Here is a 14606-nt window from a genome sequence, read left to right on the forward strand (position 1 = left end):
GGAGGTGCCATGACCGGTCAGGACTGGATGGAGAAGGACTTCTACGCCGTGCTGGGCGTGTCCAAGGACGCCGACGACGCGGCCGTCAAGAAGGCCTACCGCAAGCTCGCGCGCCAGTACCACCCCGACCAGAACCAGGGGAACGCCGCAGCCGAGTCCAAGTTCAAGGAGATCGGCGAGGCCTACGCGGTCCTGTCGGACCCGGAACAGCGCCGGCAGTACGACGCCGTGCGCGCCATGGCCGGCGGTGCGCGGTTCTCCGCAGGCCCCGGCGGCGCCGGGGCGGGCGGCTTCGAGGACATCATGGGCGCGATGTTCGGCGGCGGCCAGGGCCGGGGCGGCCCGCGGGTGCGCTACTCCCAGGGCGGGGCGGGCACCGCGGGCTTCGAGGACATCCTCGGCTCGATGTTCGGCGGCAGGTCCGGCTACGCGTCCACGGGGCCGGCCGGGTTCACCGCGCCGAGCCCGGGGGCCGACATCGCGGCACAGGTCACGCTGCCGTTCCGGGCGGCCGTGGAGGGCACGACCGCGGACCTCGAGGTGGGCGGCCGCACCATCCACGCCCGGATCCCCGCGGGGATCAACGACGGCAAGAAGATCCGTCTGCGGGGCAAGGGGCAGCCCGGGACCAACGGGGGCCCGGCCGGAGACCTGGTGGTCACCGTGCACGTGGCGCCCCACCCGGTCTGGACGCTGGACGGGCACAACCTGCGGATGACGGTGCCGGTCACGTTCGCAGAAGCGGCGCTCGGCACCACGCTGGACGTGCCGACCCTCGACGGGTCGACCGTGCGGCTCAAGGTGCCCGCGGGAACGCCGTCGGGCCGCGTGCTCCGGATCAAGGGGCGCGGGGTGCGCAGCGCGAGCGCGACGGGCGACCTGCTCGTGGGCGTGCAGGTGGCCGTGCCGCAGAAGCTCAGCAAGAAGGCCAGGGAGGCGCTGGAGTCCTTCGCTGCCGAGAGCGACGGCGAGGACGTGCGCGCGGGGCTCGCCCAGCGCGCGGCGGAATGACACCCGGCGCGGTGGGGCAGGTGCCCCGCCGCGCCGGTCTCGGCTAATCTGCCGGGACGCCGGACCAGCGGTGACGAGACAGGGAGGGCACATGATCGACGACGACGCACCGGTGCTCACCGTCTCCAAGGCCGCGGAGCTCGCGGGGATGCACCCGCAGACTCTGCGGCAGTACGACCGGCTCGGTCTCGTGGTGCCGCGGCGCACGCGCGGGCGCGGCCGCCGGTACTCGCGCCGCGACGTGTCGCGCCTGCTCCAGGTGCAGCGGCTCGCGCAGGTCGAGGGCATCAACCTGGCCGGCATCAAGCGCATCCTCGACCTGGAGGCGCACGTCTCGGTCCTGGAGGAACGTCTCAGCGACCTGCTCATGCGCGTCCAGGAGGAGGGCCGGGTGTTCGCCGCCGGACCGTCCGCCGGTGACGTCGTCGTCGTGCAGCGCGGCCAGCGGGTCCGCAGCACGGCGATGCGGGTCGACCTCGAGCACCGCGGGGTCGGCGGCGGCGCCGTCGTGCTCTGGCGGCCGACGCACCGCCGCGAGGAATGACGCACGATTTCAGCAATGCCATTCTTTCCTTAATGGAAAGGCGTACCGGCAGATAGGTAAGGCATTCCTTGCTCTCCGCCTCCTGCATTTCTGGAATACGATCGAGGTATTCCGGAGGTCAAGCACGGCAGGCGAGGAGAGAACAGATGAGCACGCTGATGGAGATGCCCGAGGTCGTCGAGTGCTCGATCGACGGCTGCGGCTACAACCACGACCACGGCTGCCACGCGGGCGCCGTCACGATCGGCGGTCACACGGGGGACGCCTCGTGCGCCACGTTCATCCCGCTGAGCACGAAGGGTGGCCTGGAGAAGGTCATCGCCCACGTCGGGGCCTGCCAGCGTGGTGAGTGCCTGCACAACGACAACCTGGAGTGCGGCGCGCCGTCGATCCGGGTGGGCGCCGGTCCCGAGGACCCGGGCCACGCCGACTGCCTGACCTTCCAGGAGCGCTGAGCCCGCACGAGCGACAGGGCGCCCGCTCTCCGTCGAGCGGGCGCCCTGCGCTGGTTCGTGGGACGCCGGGGCGCCGCGGGCTCAGCGAGCCAGGTGGTCCAGCAGGAGCAGTGCGTCGTCGTGCGTCCCGGGCAGGCGCTCCACCCAGACCCGGGTGGGCCGCCGCACCTCGGTGGTGAGACCGAGCACCTCGGCGTTGCGCTCCACGACGCGGCGGAGCGACTGGCCCAGCTCGGCGGTCGACGGGCCGCGCTCGCAGAGCACCACGAAGGTGCCGTCCCCGATCGCGGCCATGGGGTGGCCCTCGCCGAAGACCTGGTGCAGCGTGCGGCCGATGGCCGCGGAGCGTGCCAGCCGCTGCCAGGTGTCGAGGTTGTCCAGGCCCACGTCGAGCACGAGCAGGCAGTGCGTGCTCCCGGCCGTGGTGCCCGAGCGCTGGGCCGTGCCGTACGTCTCGCGCAGCCGCTCGCCCAGGTACTCGCCGGTCGGCAGCCCTGTCGACGGGTCGCGCGTGGCGATCTGGTAGGGGACCCGCTCGCGTTCACCGACCCAGCCGATCGCCGCGGCGCGCAGCGCGCCCACGTCCGTCGGCCGGCCGAACGCGGCGTAGAGGCACGCCACGTCGTCCAACGCCTCGGTGATCCCGGCACCGACAGCCGCCCGGGCCGCGCCCAGCCGCTCGGCGGGCGCGATCACGCCCCGGCCCTCGGCCAGGGCCTCGGCCAGCGCCTCTGCGGCGGGGTGGTCCCAGTCGTTCGGCCGGATCCAGACCGAGGCGAGGCTCGTGGCGCGCCACCGCTCGCGCAGGTCGTGAATTCGCACCCGCGCCTCCTGCTGTGACTCGCTCATGATGAAGGGACCCTCACGGGGATACATCATGACGCACCTTCGGGGTCGGAGTAGCACACTTCACCCGGAGGCTGTGGGCGATTTGTATTTTTCAGCCCCTGGGATTCGCGGTGTGGCTCTATAGTCTTGGGCAGGACACGGCCGAGAGTCTGGGTGGACGTGAAGCAAGTCGAGAGCAGTACCGGGGAGACCCCGAGCGACGCGGAACTGATCCTGCAGGTCAGGTCGGGTAACCGCGAAGCTTTTGGCGTGCTCTACGAGCGTCACGCGGCCGCCGCACGAGCGCTCGCCCGCCAGTACGTCTCGCCGTCCGACGCCGAGGACGTCGTCGCCGACGCCTTCAGCAAGCTCTTCGAGATGCTCCGCCGTGGTGCCGGACCCGACACCGGGTTCCGCCCCTACCTCTACACCGTGGTGCGCCACCGCGCGTTCGACGTGCGGCGCGGCGCCGTGCGTACCCGGCCGAGCACGGACGACGAGATCGAGTCGGTGCTGGGCCGGGTGGCGTCCGAGGAGGACCCGGCCCTCGCCGACTTCGAGCGCAGCGTGGTCTACCGGGCGTACGCGGACCTTCCGGAGCGGTGGCGCGAAGTGCTCTGGTACGTGCTGGTCGACGACGTGAAGCCGGCGCAGGTGGCGCCGCTGCTGGGGCTCAGCCCGAACGGTGTCTCCGCGCTGCTGTACCGGGCCAAGGAAGCGCTGCGGGCGGGCTACCTGCAGCAGCACCTCACGCACGCACCGTCGGACACGTGCCGCACCGTCAACCCGCTGCTGGGCGGGTACGTGCGCGACAGCCTGTCGAAGCGGGAGACCACGAAGATCACCGAGCACCTCGCGACCTGCGGCACCTGCAGCGCGCTGGTGCTGGAGCTGCACGACGTGGCGCACGGCATGAAGACCGTCATCGCCCCGCTGGTGCTGGGCGCGGGCGGCCTCGCCCTCGTGGGTGCGGGGGCGCCGATCGGCGGGCTCGCCGTCGCGGCGAAGGCGGGCGCCGGTGCCGGTGCCGGAGCGGCGGCGGGCGCACCGGCCGCCACCACGGCGACCGTGAGCGCGGCCGGCACGTTCTCCGGCGGGGTGACGTCGGCGGTCACCGCCACGGCGGGTGCGGTCGCGTCGGCGGCGGCCGCCGCCACCGGTGGGAGCGTGGCCGCGGGCGCCATCGCGGTCGCGGCGGTCGGTGTGGTCGCGGCCCTGCAGATGGCGGCGCCGGTCGACGCCGGTCCGGTGGCCGTCGCCGACACGGTGGTCACCACGCCCGACGAGTCGGAGCAGCCCGGGACCGAGCAGGTCGACGGCCGTCCCGTGCAGCCGACCGACATCGAGCCCGGCGAGACCACCAGCCGTGCGTACCTCGTGGTCGGCTACACCGATGCGTCGACGCCCATGCTCCCGCGTGAGCGACAGGAGCTGTCGCTCACGGTCGAGAACGAGGGCGACGTCGCGGCCACGGGCACGCAGCTCGAGATCACGCTGCCCGAGGGTCTGACCGTCGCGCGGCCGGACGTGCCGTTCGGCACGGGCGCCGGCGCCCGCCTGGTGACGGCCTCGGTCGAGGACCCGGCCGGTGCCGAGCAGACCGCCGAGCCGGGTACGACGCCGACGCCCGGCGCCACCTCCGGCACGGGCGGGACGGGCACCGCCGCGGGCACTGCCACCGGCACCGCCGAGGAGCCCGGCAACGCGCAGGCGATGCCGGACTCGGAACCGACCACCCCCGCCACCGTCGGGTTGGTCGAGACCGCGGCCCCGGCGGCCTGCACCCCGACGGAGCAGGACAACGTGCTGCTGTGCTCGCTGGGCGAGGTGACCGCCGGCCAGGAGCTCCGGGTCGTGGTGCCGGTCGAGGCCAGCGCGGGCGGTGACTACCCGGTCGGTGCCGTGGTCTGGGCCGACGGTATGGAACCCACCGAGATCGACCTCCCGGGCCGCACGGTCTCCCCCTTCGGTCAGGAGCTGTCCGCCGCGACCACCGACGTGTCGCTCGCGAGCCCGGGCACGGCCGCCCTGCCCGTGCGGGTGACCAGCACGGGCGACCGCGCGGTGCCGCCGGGCGGCTGGGCCGTCGACGTCACGCTGCCCGACGGCGTCACGCCGGCCGCGGCGCAGCCCGAGCTGTCCTGCGCCGCGGGCGAGCTGAAGAACGTGTGGCGCTGCACGCCGTTCGCCGGCACGGATGCCGCGGCCACGGAGCTGGCCCCCGGCGCCACCGCCGACGTGGCCCTGAACATCGCGACGGTGACGCCGTCGGCCTCGGAGTACGCCGTGCTCGGCTCCGCCAATGTCCGACCGGTCCTGGACGGCAACGCCCACTCGGCGCTGGCCACCCTGGCGGTGACCTCGGCCTGGGCCGACGCCGCCGACGGTGTCGGCACGGTCGCCGCGTCGTGCGTCGCCACGGGCGGTGCCGGCGTCGCGCAGGCGGCCGTCACGGGGACGTACACCAACACGACCCAGCGGACGGTCCGGGTCGCCCTGGAGGCCGCCGGCGAGCAGGTCGCCTCGAAGGAGCCGCTCGCCCCGGGCGAGTCGGTCCGGCTGACGGTGCCCGACGGCCTGCGGCTCCCGGCCGGCCAGGCGGTCTTCGCCCTGGCCACCGACGTGGAGGGCGGCACGTACACGACGCGGGTCGCCGCCGGTGAGCACCAGCGGGCGGACTGCTACGTGCCGAAGTGGGACACGGACACGAGCGTGCGCACCCTCAACCAGGGCGGCACCGTCGCCGTGGAGGGCTCGATCACCAACCGGACCGGCGAGACGATGACCGCGGTCATGCTCGTCCCGGTGGGCGACAGCACCCTGGAGTCGGTGCGCGTCCCGGTCGCGGCCGGCGGCAGCGTGACCCTCACGGTGAACACGGACCGTACGCAGCTCCCGGCGGGCGAGGTCACGTTCCGCCTCTCCCGCGAGGGCGTGGACACCGACGGCGACCTCCCGGTCGACCCGGTGGTGCCCAAGACCCACCCGACGGCGTCCTACGGCGCCGCGCGGATCGCCCCCGCGGTGGTCTCCTCGACGGTGGCCGCGGGCACCTGCGAGTTCGACGCGACGCAGGACCACTCGGTGCAGACCTTCGTGGTCTCGGTGAGCAACAAGGACTCGACCCTGCCCGTGCTGTTCCATGTGGGCGGCGTGTCCCGGACGGTCGCCGCCGGCGAGGCGATGCAGATCGAGTACCCGGTGGTCTGGGGCACCTCGACGGTCGAGGTGAAGGCGGCGGGTCGCACGCTGGACACGCTCGACACGCAGTTCGAGTCGTGCGCCGAGCTCACCTGGCCCACGCAGGACCTGGGTGTGACGGTCGCCGCCGAGTGCACCGACTACCGGGTGGCGCTGACGGCGGCGGTCGAGAACCGCACCGCGCACGACTGGATGGGTGTCCTGGTGCGGGAGAGCAGCGGCGAGGTGGGCGCCGAGGCCCAGGTCGTCGCGGGCCAGACCACCCCGCTCACGCTCGTCCGCGACACCCTCATCAGCGAGGGCAGCAACGTGAGCGTGCGGCTCACGCGCGAGCTGGAGGGGAACACGCACACGGTCGAGCGGTCCTTCTGGGTCAAGGGCGCCGCCTGCCTCAACCCGGACGGCAGCGACGTGTGCGAGCCGGCCCCGGAACCGGAGCAGAGCGCCACACCCGCCGCGACGGCGGGCCCCTCGCGCACGGGCCGGGGCTGGCCCTGGGGCGGCTACTGCGAGTGACCGCCCCGGTCGCTCAGACGATGCCGTACAGCCGGTCCCCGGCGTCGCCCAGGCCGGGCACGATGTAGGCCTTCTCGTTGAGCCGCTCGTCGACGGCGGCGACGACCACCGTGAGGTTGGCCCGGTCGCCGACGTGCTCCTCCAGGAGCTGGATGCCCTCCGGCGCCGCGAGCAGGCACACCGCGGTGACCTCGCGTGCGCCGCGCTCCAGCACGTAGTCGATGGCGGCGACCAGCGTGCCGCCCGTGGCGAGCATCGGGTCGATGAGGAAGACGTGGCGGCCCGTGAGGTCGTCGGGCAGCCGGTTCGCGTACGTGACGGCCTTGAAGGTCTCCTCGTCGCGGACCAGGCCGAGGAACCCGACCTCGGCGGTGGGTAGCAGGCGGCTCATGCCGTCGAGCATGCCCAGGCCGGCGCGCAGGATCGGCACCACCAGCGGCGGCGGGGACGCGAGCCGGGTGCCCGTCATGGAGGTGATCGGCGTCTTCACCTCGTGGGGCTCGGTGGCGATCTCGCGCGTGGCCTCGTAGGCCAGCAGCGTGACGAGCTCGTCCACCAGCAGGCGGAAGGTGGGCGAGGCCGTGGTCTCGTCCCGCAGGACGGTCAGCTTGTGGGCGACCAGGGGATGATCGACGACGTGGAGGCGCATGACGCCAACGCTACCGGGCGGCGGCGCACCGACACGGCGCGAAACCCCGGAACGTAGCGAGCCCCACACCTGCCGACGCGTTGTCGGACGTGCGGGTCACTAGGGTGACCTGTGTGTCTGACACCGCGGGGATGAGCGTCGCCGAGCGGCGCGCGTACTGGGAGCGCCTGATGGGTACCGCGCTCGACGAGGCACGCCGCGCCCTCGGCACCGGCGACGTGCCGGTCGGCGCTCTGCTGCTCGACGAGTCGGGGCGCACGATCGGCGTCGGGCACAACGAGCGGGAGGCCACGGGCGACCCGACCGCGCACGCCGAGGTGCTCGCGATGCGGGCCGCGGCCCGGGCGCGCGGCGAGTGGCGGCTGACCGGCTGCACGCTCGTGGTGACGCTGGAGCCGTGCCCGATGTGCGCGGGCGCGCTCGTGCAGGCCCGGGTGCGACGCCTCGTGCTCGGGGCCTGGGACCCGAAGGCCGGTGCGACCGGCTCCGTGTGGGACCTGGTGCGGGACCAGCGGGCGCTGCACGAGGTCGAGGTGCTCGGGGGCGTCCGTGCGGACGAGTGCGGCCTGCTGCTGCGCGAGTTCTTCGAGGCCCGGCGCCGCTGACTGGCGGGCCCGCCCGGTCAGACCTGGGGCAGGGCCGCGTGGAGCTGGTCCAGCAGCGTCCGCAGCCGCAGCAGGTACAGCCGCTCGTTGGCGAGGCTCGACATGGCCGAGCCGGCGTCGTCGGCGTCCTGGTGCTTGATGAGCATGAGCTCGAACTCGGTGAGGTCGCGCCGCCAGTTGTAGCCCTGCACGTGTTCGCGCCAGCGGTGCAGCTTCTCCACGAGCGCGCGGTCGGGCGACCGGGACAGCACCCCCGAGGCGAGCGCGGCGTCGACGGCGGACAGGGCCAGGCGCGGGCTCACGGACAGGGCCCGTGCACCGCCGGTGCGCAGCCCGGCGAGCCGGCGCTCGACGACGGCACGGTTCTGCTGCAGCTCGAAGCCCACCGAGCCCACCACCTCCGAGCGGCGTTCGGTCTCGGCGTTCTGCCGCTCGACGACGAGCCCGGTGACACCCGCGAGCAGGGTCAGGGAGTTGACCCAGGGCTCCCACTCGGGACCGATGCCCAGTATCCAGAGGATCCCCAGCACGAAGGCGACGCCCAGCAGCGCGTAGGTGACCACGGCGACCGTGACCCTGCGGCGTCGTGCCCAGCGGCGGCTCGTCCAGGTCGCCACGACCCGGCGGCGCAGCAGACGCAGCCGCTGCCGCATCACTTCCACACGTCGAAGGCCGGCAGCTTGGCGGGCGCCGACTCGTCGTGGGCCAGGAGGCGCAGCTCCAGGCCGAACGGGCTGGGCCGCTGCGTGTGCCGGAACCGTTCCCGCTGGACGTGCGTGGCGCGCAGTCCCGCGCCCGCGACGAGCTGGTCGATGCGCTCGGTCGTGTACTTGCGGGTCGTGTACAGCCGGATGGTGTCCTGCGGTGCGAGGTGGATGGGGCGGCTGCCCGGGATCAGCATCCGGATCTCCTCGCCGCTCGCGTTCTGCCAGTACACCCGCAGCAGGATGCTGTCGTCCTCGACGGAGCCGGCGAACCGGATCTGGTCGAGGTCGATCCGGAGGTCGGTGTTGTACCGCACCGCGCTCGCCACGAACTCGACGAACCCGCGGGTCTGCCGGTACTCGGCCTCCGCCGCCCGCACGGCCGTCGCCGTCAGGTCCTCCGTCGTGGCGAACTCGACGAGCATCCGGTCCTGCGGGCGCAGCACCCGGGCCACGCCGTTGAGGAACTCCTGGTCGTCGTCGAAGTTGGCCACCGTGTTGCCGACCAGCGAGTAGAGGATCGCCTCGTCGCCGACCAGGCGGTCGAGGAACAGCTTGAGCTCCTCGAGGTTGCCGTCCAGGGACAGGTCGATCTGCAGGCCCAGGGAGCGGTCCAGGGGGAAGTGCGCGTCGCGGACCGCGGTGCGCGAACCCGTGCGGAGCATCTCGGCGCTCATGTCCACGGGGACGTAGAGCATGGACGGGTGGGCCCGGTGCATGGTCTCCAGGAACATCCCGTCCTTGGCGCCCGTGCCGACGCCCAGGCTGACCAGGTGCACGCACTCGTCGGTGACGAGGGGCGAGATGCTGCGCCACTGCCGGCGGAACATTTCGGTGCCGACCTTGATGACCATGTAGGTCGGGTCGTTCGACGCGTTGAACCAGGCGATGGTCGGCCCGATGCCCCAGTAGGCGTAGCCGGAGGGGACCCGCTTGCCGTCACCCGACGTGGAGTGACCGTCGTCGAGGTGCTGTGCCAGCGTGGCGAGCTTGTCCGACTGGTCCTCGCCCACGAGGGTCACCGACCAGCCGAAGTCGTCACCCGCCAGGGTGCTGTCGATCCTTGCGATTGCCGAGTCGCCCACGCCGTCCCCTCATGCCGCTGTGCACGCCGGGCCCCAGGCTAGCGGGCCGCGGCCCGGTGCGAAATGGAACACAGAGGGCGTGCGGCCGGGTGCCGGGGGCATACCCTCGGAGGGTGTTTCCTCAAGCCCGTCCCACCACCTGGGAGCCGCAGGCCGTCGAGGTGGCCCGCACCACCGTGGACGACGCCGTGGAGGTGCTGACCGGCCTCCGCGTCGCCGCGCTCACGGGTGCCGGGGTCTCGACCGACTCCGGCATCCCCGACTACCGCGGTCCCGACTCCCCGCCGCGCAACCCCATGACCTACCAGCAGTTCGTGGGCGACGAGGAGTTCCGCCGGCACTACTGGGCCCGCAACCACGTGGGCTGGACGCACGTGAACCGGTCGCTGCCGAACGCCGGGCACCGCGCGCTGGTCACCCTGGAGGAGCGGGGCGTCCTCGCCGGGATCATCACGCAGAACGTGGACCTGCTGCACGAGGACGCCGGCTCCCGCAACGTCATCGACCTGCACGGACGTTACGACCGGGTGATCTGCCTGTCCTGCGGGCGGGTCATCTCGCGAGCCCACCTCGCCGAACGGCTCGACGCGCTGAACCCGGGCTTCCTGGAGTCCGTGGGCGAGGTCGCGGACATCGAGATCGCGCCCGACGCCGACGCCGTCATCGAGTCGACCGCCCACTTCCGGCCCGCGCCCTGCGAGTTCTGCGGGGGCGTGCTCAAGCCCGAGATCGTCTACTTCGGCGAGAACGTGCCGCGCGAGCGCGTCGAGCGCGCGTACGCGCTGGTGGACTCCGCCGACGCGATCCTGGTCGCCGGGTCGTCGCTCACCGTGATGAGCGGTCTGCGGTTCGTGCGGCACGCCGCCGAGGCGGACAAGCCGGTGGTGATCGTGAACCGCGGCATCACCCGCGGCGACAAGTACGCGACGGTGAAGATCGACGCGGGTACGAGCGACGTCCTGCAGGAGCTGGCGCGGCGCCTCAGCGGGCCGCCAGGTCGGTGACGCCGCCGTGGCCTGTCGGGGAGAGCGTCAGCACGCGCTCACCGGGGTGCAGGCGGGCGTCCTCGCGGTAGAGCTCGGCGAGCTGGTCGGCCGCCTCGCCGTCCCCGGCGTCGGCGGCGACGAGCAGGTAGGCCAGCTCGTCGGCGACGGCGTCGAACTCGGCGTCGGACATGTCGGCACCGGGTAGACCCGCGTCGCGGACCCACGCCGCCGCCTGCCCGCCCGCGGCCTCGCGGACGAACCGCGTGCCGAGCTGAGGTCCCCACAGGTCCCAGAGCAGCAGCTCGTCGCGGTGCCGGTGCGCCACCTCGTACAGCACGTAGGACCGCACGAAGTCGCGGCCGCGCACGTCCTCCGGCAGGTCCGGTCCGACGCCGAACGTCGCCGGGTCGGCCGTGCCGGCGCGGATCGCGAGCCACGCCTCGGCCGCCGTGACGAACGGGGAGGCGGGTCCGGTCGGCATGTCGTGCACGTCGAAGTCGAAGTCCGCCTGGTCGAGCTCGGGGTCGTAGCGCACCCACCGGCTGCCGTCCCAGCGCTCGCCCACCACGTGGTCGGCGTGCCAGCCGGGCGTGAAGTACGTGGCGAACCCGATCCGGGACCGGGCCGGCACGTCGTGCGTGCGCAGCACGCCCAGGGTGAGCAGCGTGTGGTCGCGGCAGCATCCGGCGACCTGCTGTGCCTGCGTGCGCGGCCCGTCGAGCGGCGCGCGCGACTCGGCGGCGTCCAGGATCGAGGAGAGCCAGCGGCGGTCCGGGTCGGCCTTCTGCGCCTCGGTCAGCGCCGGCCCGCCGGCGCGGTAGTGCACGACGGCGGTGCAGGCGAAGCGGTGCAGCGCCTCCGGGTCGGTGCTCAGCTCGGCGAAGTAGCCGGCGTGGTTTCCGGGGTTCGAGTACGGACTGTGGTCCGTGTAGTCGAAGAGCGTGGGTGCGGGCATCGGTGTCCTCCCTCGGCGGTGTCGGCACACTACCTCTCCGGCACGGGCGGGCGACAGTCCCGGCCACCGTCGTCGCGGCGAGGCGAGATTGTCGGACAACCTAGATACTTATGTAGGACGTCGCTACTCTGGTCGTGCAGCGAGAACTGCCCGCCCGCGCCGGAGGATGACCGCCATGGCAAAGACGACAGCGCATCAGTGGCCCGTGCGGCGTCGGCTCGGCCTCCTGGTCCGGGCGGTGCCGCGGATCCGCCGCAGGCCGCGGTCAGGCGGCGCCGACGGCGACACCGGGACGGCCGACCGGACCCGGCTCGCGGTGCGCGCCGGGATCCTCTCCCTGCGCCTCGACCTGATGGTCGACGATCCCGACGATGCCGTGGTCGCGCTCGACCGCGTCCTCGCGGCCCTGCGCCCGGGTGACCGTGTCTACGTGGTGGGTCCGCCGGGCGTGGCAGGGCGCCGGGTGGACGAGCGGCCGTTCACCATCTGGGCCTGACCGTGCGGGGACCGGGCTGGCTGGTGGAGCGGCACGTGACTGCCGCACGCACCGCCGTCGCCACGGTCACCTACGGGCTGCTCGCCACGGCTTTCGTGCTCGGCGTGCTCTGGTTCGTGCTCCCCGGGGAGCCCCGGTGGGAGCCTGCCGTCAACTCGCTGACCCTGGTGGCGGGCATGACGGGCCTCGTCGTCGAGCGGCTGAGCAGCGAGGCGGAGCGGCACGCCCAGGTGCTCGCCGCGGTGCGGCGCGAGCTGGAGCGGAACCGGGCGGTGCTCGCGGACAACGAGTTCGCCCGGACCGCCGACGACCGGCCCCGCGCGGTGTTCGCGCGCCTCGCGGTGTCCGCCGTCGACGCCGCGCTCGTCTCCGGCGCGCTCGACCGGCGCCGGGACACCGATCTGGTCACCGGGCTGCACCGATGGCGCGACACCGTCCAGGGGTTCAACCGGCGCCTCGACCTCACCGAGAACATGAGCGTGCTGGAGCGGCAGTCGGCGGGGGAGCGGGAGGTGTGGGACGCGGCGATGCGGGTGCGTGGCGGGTACGTGGCAACCACGCGGTCGCAGCTCGACGAGCTGCTGCGGGTGCTGCCGGTGCGGTGAGGATCCGCGCGCCTTCGGCGGTCACCGCTCCGGGGTGAGGTGGCCCCGCGAGGGTGTGTTGCTGGCAGTAGACGTTGTCTACCGAGAGTGTCACGCCTGCGCGAGGCACACCGATCCGGGTCGAGTCGCGTCGTCCTGGCCGGCCGGTCGAGGCACACCGGCGGAGTGGCCGGGCGTGGTGGCCGGGCGTGGTGGCCGGGCGTGGTGGCCGGACGGGGTGGGATCGGCCGGGTCGGTCCGGGCTCCGAGTGTCGTGGTCAGGCGGATTCCGGCGGCGTCCGCCGGGAGTACGCCGCCGCGACCGTCCGCTCGGACTGCACGAGATAGTCGTCCAGCTCGGCGGCTGCCGCCGCGCTGTCGCCGGTGAGAGTCATCTCCAGGATCCGCGCGTTGCGGGCCACGTAGGGAGCGTGCAGGTACTCCGGGTTCGCGAGCAGGCCGAACGCGAGGCGCAGCTCCGCCGAGACCGTCGCGTAGAGCCGGTCGAGGTGCTCGCTGTCGCAGAGCGCGACGATGCCGCGGTGGAACTCCATGTTGGCGGTGCCCGCCGCGCGCCAGTCCTGCGCGTCACGGGCCCGCTCGGCGGTCTCGACGGCGTCGCGCATGATCGCCGTCGCCGGATGCCCGGGCAGGGCGTCGCGCAGGGCCTGCCCCTCGACCATGCGGCGCACGCGGTAGATGTCGAGGATCGAGGCGAGCGTCGGGACGGCGACCATGACGCCGGCGTGCGGGCGTCGCACCAGCAGGTTCTCGTAGGTGAGCACCCGGAAGGCCTCGCGGAGGGTGTTCCGCGAGACCGCGAGGGTCTCGGCCACGGACTTCTCCGAGAGCCGTTCCCCGGGGCGGGCCGTGCCGGTGATGATCCAGGTACGGATCGCAGCGGCCGTGCGCTCGACGAGATCTCCGGCCTTGGCCTCGGCGGTCTCGGTGTGGCCGGTGGCCGCGGCAGAGTCCGTCGCGGCGGTGTCCGCGGTGGCGGAGCCGGGTTCTGCGTCAGCGGTCGTCGCCATGTACCCACTCTACGGTCGCGACCGTCGGAGGTGCTCTACGGTCGGGCCGAGGACGCCGGGCGTGGCCCGCCGTTTCGTAGGACAACCGCCGATCTGACGCGACGTGTGCCACGGCACGGCAACCGATTCGTGGAACCGGGGTCCGACCGGGTATCCTGCTACGGCCCGCTGCTGATGCGGTGGGCAAAGGTAGCGTGTCCGAGCGGCCTAAGGAGCACGCCTCGAAAGCGTGTGTGGGTGAAAGTCCACCGTGGGTTCAAATCCCACCGCTACCGCACCCTGAAGGCCCCCAACCGCGTCACTCTGCGGATCTGGGGGCCTTCGTCATGCGCCGGCCGGGTTCCCAGTGCTTGACCCGCCGGCCTGTCCAGCGGCCCTCGTGACCCCGTCCACCAGCATCCGCACCAGCTCCTCCCCGTCGACCTGCCACTTCTCCGTGGCCAGGTGCCCGCTGAGCTCCAGCCCCGCGATCCCGTGCGCGCTCGACATCAGTAGGGCGCCGTAGCGGAGCGCGTCGGGTTCGCCCACGACGTCGGCCACGATGGTGAGGAACTCGTCCTCCAGGCGGCTCGCCGCCGCCGATGACTCGGCGTCGTCAGCGGGGGTGCTGAACATCAGAGCGTAGCGGTGGGGGCGTCGCCGTCCGACCTCGATGAGGGCCAGCAGCGCCCGCTCGAGGCGTTCGGCCGGCGTGCTTCCCTCGTCGTCCCGCAGCTTTCGCACCTGGTCCGCGAGTGCGCCCCAGGCGTCGATCGCGAGCTGGGTGAGCAGGTGCTCCTTGTTTGCGAAGTGCCCGTAGGGCGCGCCGCGCGAGACGCCGGCGCGGGCGCCCACGGCGCGCAGGGTCACGGCGTCCGGGCCGCCCTCGTCGAGCAGCTCGGCCGCGGCGCGGACCAGTGCTCGCCGGGTCGCGGCGGCGGTCTCGGTTCGGGTCACCACGCGATCCACCCTACTTG

General features: G+C 73.2%; 15 protein-coding genes and 1 tRNA gene. 9 read left to right on the forward strand and 7 right to left on the reverse strand.

Annotated features, from left to right (window positions below; translation table 11 throughout):
- Positions 1-9: 9 nt before the first annotated feature.
- The 3 genes from ACIBBF_RS10880 (at position 10) to ACIBBF_RS10890 (ending at position 2010) form a co-directional block, all read left to right on the forward strand.
- Positions 10-1011, forward strand: coding sequence for a DnaJ C-terminal domain-containing protein (locus ACIBBF_RS10880; protein ID WP_397413121.1), 1002 nt, complete (start codon positions 10-12; stop codon positions 1009-1011).
- A 91-nt stretch (positions 1012-1102) separates the two neighbouring features.
- Positions 1103-1555 (forward strand): heat shock protein transcriptional repressor HspR, encoded by a 453-nt coding sequence (locus ACIBBF_RS10885; protein WP_397413123.1) that lies wholly within the window; start codon positions 1103-1105, stop codon positions 1553-1555.
- Positions 1556-1701: 146 nt separating this feature from the next.
- Positions 1702-2010 carry a DUF1540 domain-containing protein gene (locus tag ACIBBF_RS10890; protein WP_397413125.1) on the forward strand — a complete coding sequence of 103 codons (309 nt, stop codon included), beginning with the start codon at positions 1702-1704 and terminating at the stop codon, positions 2008-2010.
- A gap of 81 nt (positions 2011-2091) precedes the next feature.
- On the opposite strand, the gene ACIBBF_RS10895 is transcribed toward ACIBBF_RS10890, so the two are convergent.
- On the reverse strand, positions 2092-2859 hold the full coding sequence (locus ACIBBF_RS10895; protein ID WP_397413127.1) for a hypothetical protein: 768 nt from the start codon (positions 2857-2859) through the stop codon (positions 2092-2094).
- A gap of 249 nt (positions 2860-3108) precedes the next feature.
- On the opposite strand from ACIBBF_RS10895, the gene ACIBBF_RS10900 reads away from it, so the two are divergent.
- Positions 3109-6555 carry a sigma-70 family RNA polymerase sigma factor gene (locus ACIBBF_RS10900; protein ID WP_397413129.1) on the forward strand — a complete coding sequence of 1149 codons (3447 nt, stop codon included), beginning with the start codon at positions 3109-3111 and terminating at the stop codon, positions 6553-6555.
- A gap of 13 nt (positions 6556-6568) precedes the next feature.
- Here ACIBBF_RS10900 and upp read toward each other — a convergent pair whose 3' ends face one another.
- On the reverse strand, positions 6569-7204 hold the full coding sequence (gene upp, locus ACIBBF_RS10905) for a uracil phosphoribosyltransferase (RefSeq protein WP_397413131.1): 636 nt from the start codon (positions 7202-7204) through the stop codon (positions 6569-6571).
- A gap of 170 nt (positions 7205-7374) precedes the next feature.
- Here upp and ACIBBF_RS10910 point away from each other — a divergent pair, with 170 nt between their 5' ends.
- The gene (locus ACIBBF_RS10910) at positions 7375-7809 is read left to right on the forward strand and encodes a nucleoside deaminase (protein ID WP_397413476.1); all 435 of its coding nucleotides are present in this window, start codon (positions 7375-7377) and stop codon (positions 7807-7809) included.
- Positions 7810-7826: 17 nt separating this feature from the next.
- Here the strand turns inward: ACIBBF_RS10910 and ACIBBF_RS10915 are convergent, their stop codons facing one another.
- A complete protein-coding gene (locus ACIBBF_RS10915; protein WP_397413133.1) occupies positions 7827-8462 on the reverse strand; it encodes a hypothetical protein in 636 nt (211 codons plus the stop codon).
- Positions 8462-9598, reverse strand: coding sequence for an L-histidine N(alpha)-methyltransferase (locus ACIBBF_RS10920; protein ID WP_397413135.1), 1137 nt, complete (start codon positions 9596-9598; stop codon positions 8462-8464). The genes ACIBBF_RS10915 and ACIBBF_RS10920 overlap by 1 nt, the downstream gene beginning before the upstream one ends.
- Before the next feature lie 113 nt (positions 9599-9711).
- Here ACIBBF_RS10920 and ACIBBF_RS10925 point away from each other — a divergent pair, with 113 nt between their 5' ends.
- Positions 9712-10602, forward strand: coding sequence for a Sir2 family NAD-dependent protein deacetylase (locus tag ACIBBF_RS10925; RefSeq protein ID WP_397413136.1), 891 nt, complete (start codon positions 9712-9714; stop codon positions 10600-10602).
- Here ACIBBF_RS10925 and ACIBBF_RS10930 read toward each other — a convergent pair.
- Positions 10580-11539, reverse strand: coding sequence for a transglutaminase domain-containing protein (locus ACIBBF_RS10930; protein ID WP_397413138.1), 960 nt, complete (start codon positions 11537-11539; stop codon positions 10580-10582). The two genes, ACIBBF_RS10925 and ACIBBF_RS10930, sit on opposite strands and share 23 nt — an antisense overlap.
- A gap of 175 nt (positions 11540-11714) precedes the next feature.
- Here ACIBBF_RS10930 and ACIBBF_RS10935 point away from each other — a divergent pair, with 175 nt between their 5' ends.
- Positions 11715-12035 (forward strand): hypothetical protein, encoded by a 321-nt coding sequence (locus tag ACIBBF_RS10935; protein WP_397413140.1) that lies wholly within the window; start codon positions 11715-11717, stop codon positions 12033-12035.
- A 35-nt stretch (positions 12036-12070) separates the two neighbouring features.
- On the forward strand, positions 12071-12640 hold the full coding sequence (locus ACIBBF_RS10940) for a hypothetical protein (RefSeq protein ID WP_397413142.1): 570 nt from the start codon (positions 12071-12073) through the stop codon (positions 12638-12640).
- A gap of 257 nt (positions 12641-12897) precedes the next feature.
- Here the strand turns inward: ACIBBF_RS10940 and ACIBBF_RS10945 are convergent, their stop codons facing one another.
- The gene (locus ACIBBF_RS10945) at positions 12898-13650 is read right to left on the reverse strand and encodes a GntR family transcriptional regulator (RefSeq protein ID WP_397413144.1); all 753 of its coding nucleotides are present in this window, start codon (positions 13648-13650) and stop codon (positions 12898-12900) included.
- 188 nt (positions 13651-13838) lie between these two features.
- Between ACIBBF_RS10945 and ACIBBF_RS10950 the strand changes: the two genes are divergently transcribed.
- Positions 13839-13925: transfer RNA gene (locus ACIBBF_RS10950), tRNA-Ser, on the forward strand.
- Between the two features lie 49 nt (positions 13926-13974).
- Here ACIBBF_RS10950 and ACIBBF_RS10955 read toward each other — a convergent pair.
- Positions 13975-14589: a TetR/AcrR family transcriptional regulator gene (locus ACIBBF_RS10955; RefSeq protein WP_397413146.1), complete on the reverse strand. Its 615-nt coding sequence runs from the start codon at positions 14587-14589 to the stop codon at positions 13975-13977.
- Positions 14590-14606: the final 17 nt, after the last annotated feature.

Origin of the sequence: Promicromonospora sp. NPDC050880, from assembly GCF_044456525.1 — a bacterium.
Lineage (GTDB): Bacteria > Actinomycetota > Actinomycetes > Actinomycetales > Cellulomonadaceae > Promicromonospora.